Origin of the sequence: Streptomyces sp. NPDC018693, assembly GCF_044391385.1 — a bacterium.
In the GTDB taxonomy this organism is placed as follows: Bacteria; Actinomycetota; Actinomycetes; order Streptomycetales; family Streptomycetaceae; genus Streptomyces.
In genome coordinates, this window is the sequence record NZ_JBIRZZ010000043.1 from 1 (window position 1) to 3,636 (window position 3,636).

Sequence of the window (3,636 nt, forward strand, 5' to 3'; positions counted from 1 at the left end):
TAGGTGGTGCCGGGGGTGTCGGGGTCGGGGTGGTAGAGGGCGTCGAGGTCCCAGCCCCGGTCGTCGGGGAAGGCGGTGATGGCGTCCCGTCCCTCCGCGACCAGGTCCCACAGCTCCTCGGGTGTGGTGACACCGCCGGGGAAACGGCACCCGATCCCCACGATCGCCACCGGCTCATGAGCGCGCTCCTCGATCTCACGCAAGCGGAGGCGAACCTCACGCAAGTCGGACGTCGCACGCTTCAGATAGGTCCGGAACTTGTCTTCGCCTGCCACTTGGATGAACCCCTTGAATGGAATCGGGAAGGATCGTTCGGCGTGAGAGATGCCGTGTCCGGAGGAACCAGTCCTTCGGACTGCCTGGCCGCTAGGGCGTGTTCAGCTCTCTGTCGAGGGCTTCGAAGAGTTCCTCGTCCGAGGCGACGTCGAGGTTGTCGTCGGAGATGGCACTGTTCGCCGTGTCGTCGCGGCGGTTGTTCCACTGCCAGAGAAGGTCCTTGAGCCGTAGTGCGATCTCGGTCTGCTCCGCCGGGTCCGTCTCAAGGGTGGTGAGGGTCGCCGCGACCCGTTCGAGATCCTGTAGCACGCTCTTGCCCGTCGGCGCGCCACCCTCCTGTGGTGCCAGTCGGCTGTGGAGGTGGTCGATGAGTGCGATCGGGGTCGGGTGGTCGAAGGCCAGACTCGTGGGCAGCCGTAGCCCGGTGACGGTGCTGAGCCGATTGCGGAGCTGAACGGTCGTCAGGGAGTCGAAGCCGAGGGCCTTGAAAGGCTGCCCCAGGGCAAGCGTCTCCGGCTCCGGATGAGCGAGCACCACGGCTGTCGTGCTCCGTACGACCTCGGTGATGCGTTCGCGCTGTTCCTGCCGTCCGAGCGAGGCAAGCTCGTCGGCGAGGCTCCTCCCGGTGTCCTCTGCCTCGGCGGCATCCGTACGATCCTCGGTACGCGACGGGCGTGGACCGGCGGACCGGCGTGTGGGGGCGAGGACGGGAAGTCCTGACCCGACCGCGGAGTCGAGCAGGGCGAGAGCGTGCTCGGACGGCAGGGGCGGGAACCCGTCCTCGGTGATTCCGGCGATGGCTCCTGCGCTGAGATGACGGACCATGCTCGACTCCTCGGCCCAGGGGCCCCAGGTGAGGCTGGTGGCGGGTAGTCCGAGGGTGTGGCGGTGGTGGGCGAGGGCGTCGAGGTAGGTGTTGGCGGCCGCGTAGTTGGCCTGGCCGGGAGCGCCGAGTACACCTGCGATCGACGAGTACAGGACGAAGGCGTCGAGGTCGAGGTCACGGGTGAGCTCGTGAAGGTGCCAGGCGGCGTCGACCTTCGGGCGCAGCACGGCGTCGAGCTTCTGCGACGTGAGGTTCTCGACCGTGGCGAGGTCCAGGATGCCTGCGGTGTGGATGACGGCGGTGAGGGGGTGGGTGTCGGGGATGGTGGTGAGGAGGTGGGCGAGGGCGGTGTGGTCGGTGGTGTCGCAGGCGGTGATGGTGACGTGGGCGCCGAGGGCGGTGAGTTGGTCGTGGAGTTGGGTGGCGCCGGGGGCGTCGGGGCCGCGTCGGCTGGTGAGGAGGAGGTGGGTGATGCCGTGTCGGGTGACCAGGTGGCGGGCGGTGAGTGCGCCCAGGGCGCCGGTGCCGCCCGTGATCAACACCGTGCCGTCCCCGCCCCCTGGCCAGCCCGAGCCGCCGCCCTCCTCACCGGACTCCGTGGCGGCGAGCGAGAACGTGTGGATACGACCCTGCCGAACGGCGAGTTGAGACTCGCCCGTGGCGACGGCCCGGGCCAGCGCGCTGTGGGAGGTCGGTTTTTCGTCCGTATCGACGAGCACGATGAGATCCGGGTGCTCCGCCTGGACGGACCTGACGAGCCCCCAGACGGGAGCCTGATCCAGATCGAGGCTCTCCCGTTCCTCTACGGCAACGGCCCGGTGCGTGACCACGACGAGACGTGAACCGGCGGAACGGTCCACGGCCAGCCACTCCTTGAGGCGCCCGAGAACACCGCGCGCGATGCCATGAGCCCGATCAGTCGTGTGCGTGGCGCCGTGGGAGTCGTCGGCGGCCCTCAACACCACGGTGTCCTGGGGCAGCCGCGTCTCCTCACCGTCCACGGAACCGTTGCGCCCGGTCCACGTCGGCCGGAGCAGCATGTTGCGTTCGGCCCTGCGCGGTGGCGTCGGAGCGAGCCAGTACCGCCGGCCCTGGAAGGGGTACGTGGGCAGGGGGGCGGGCGGCGCGACAGCGACGGGGTTGAGGACCGGATGGGTCCAGTCGATCGGCTTGTGGTGGGTGTGCTGGACCGCGAGCGCGGTGAGGAGCTGCTCCTGGTCCTCGTGGTCCCGGCGCAGACTCGGGACGACGAGGCACTCGGGCGCGTGAGTGTCGGCCGTCTCCTGCAACGCGCCGGTCAGCACGGGGTGCGGGCTGACCTCGACGAAGGAGTCATGCCCCGACTCCATCAACTCCTGGGTGGTGGAGAGGAGCTGGACGGTGTGACGGAGGTTCTCGTACCAGTACTGGGACGTCAACCGAGTAGTGTCCTCGAGATGTTCGCCGAGGAGAGTGGAGTGGAAGGCGATATCGGCGGGGCGCGGAGTGACCTCCAGAGCCTCGGTCAGGTGCTGGCGGAGCGGCTCTACATGAGGTGAGTGGGACGCGTACGTCACGCTGATCCTGCGCGCCTGGATCCGCCGCTCGGCGCAGTGGGCCAGCAACTCGTGCAGTGCCGTCGGGTCACCGCTGATGATCGTGTGCGAGGGCGAGTTGACGGCGGCGATGTGCAGCCGGTCCGGCCAGTGGCGCTCGATCAGCCGGGCCGTGTCGGCGTGGGGCTGGGTGACGGCACCCATGGCCCCCTGCCCCTCCAACGCGGTGAGCGCGCGCGCACGGTGGCTCACGAGCCGAGCCGCGTCGTCGAGCGTGAGCGCGCCCGCGATATGGGCGGCTGTGATCTCCCCCTGGGAATGCCCCATGACGGCATCAGGCACCACGCCGTGGTCGATCAGGGTACGGGCGAGAGCGACGTTGACGGCGAAGAGGGCGGGCTGTACGACATCGACGCGGTTGAGGTCCGGTGCGCCCGGGCGTTGGTGGATGACGTCGAGAACGTGCAGATCCAGATGAGGTCGGAGAGCCTCGTCGCAGGCATCGAGGTGACGGCGGAAGCCCGGGTGCGTAGCGTACAGTCGGCCGGCCATGCCCTCGTACTGGCTGCCCTGGCCGGGGAAGACGAAGACGGTCTTGCCGTCGCGGATCGTGCCCTGGGGTGGGCCAGTGACCAGGCAAGGGTGCGGTACGCCGTCGGTCAGGGCCTGCAGCGCGGCCAGCACGTCCTCCCGGTCCTTCCCGACCACTGCGGCCCGTTCGTCGAAGTGAGTCCGCCGCAACGCCAGGGTGTGCGCCACTTCCGCCACCGGCAGCTCCGGATGCTGGATCAGGTGGGTGTGGAGGCGTTTGGCCTGGTGGTGGAGTGCGTTGGGGGTTTTGGCGGAGAGGGGGAGGAGGAGGGGGCCGGTCTGGTGGGGTGTGGTGGCTTCTGCGGGGGTGGTTGTGGGGGTGGGGGCTTGTTCGAGGATGGTGTGGGCGTTGGTGCCGCTGACGCCGAAGGCGGAGATGGCGGCGCGGCGGGGGTGGTTGGTGTGGGG

2 protein-coding genes are annotated in these 3,636 nt (G+C 69.3%); both read right to left on the reverse strand.

Annotated features, from left to right (window positions below; all coding sequences use genetic code 11):
* Window positions 1-275 (reverse strand): beta-ketoacyl synthase N-terminal-like domain-containing protein (locus ACH5AC_RS38350; RefSeq protein ID WP_398866987.1); only part of this gene is annotated, 275 nt, incomplete at its 3' end.
* A gap of 91 nt (window positions 276-366) precedes the next feature.
* The coding region (locus ACH5AC_RS38355) for an SDR family NAD(P)-dependent oxidoreductase (RefSeq protein WP_398866988.1) at window positions 367-3,636 on the reverse strand (3,270 nt) is incomplete at its 5' end.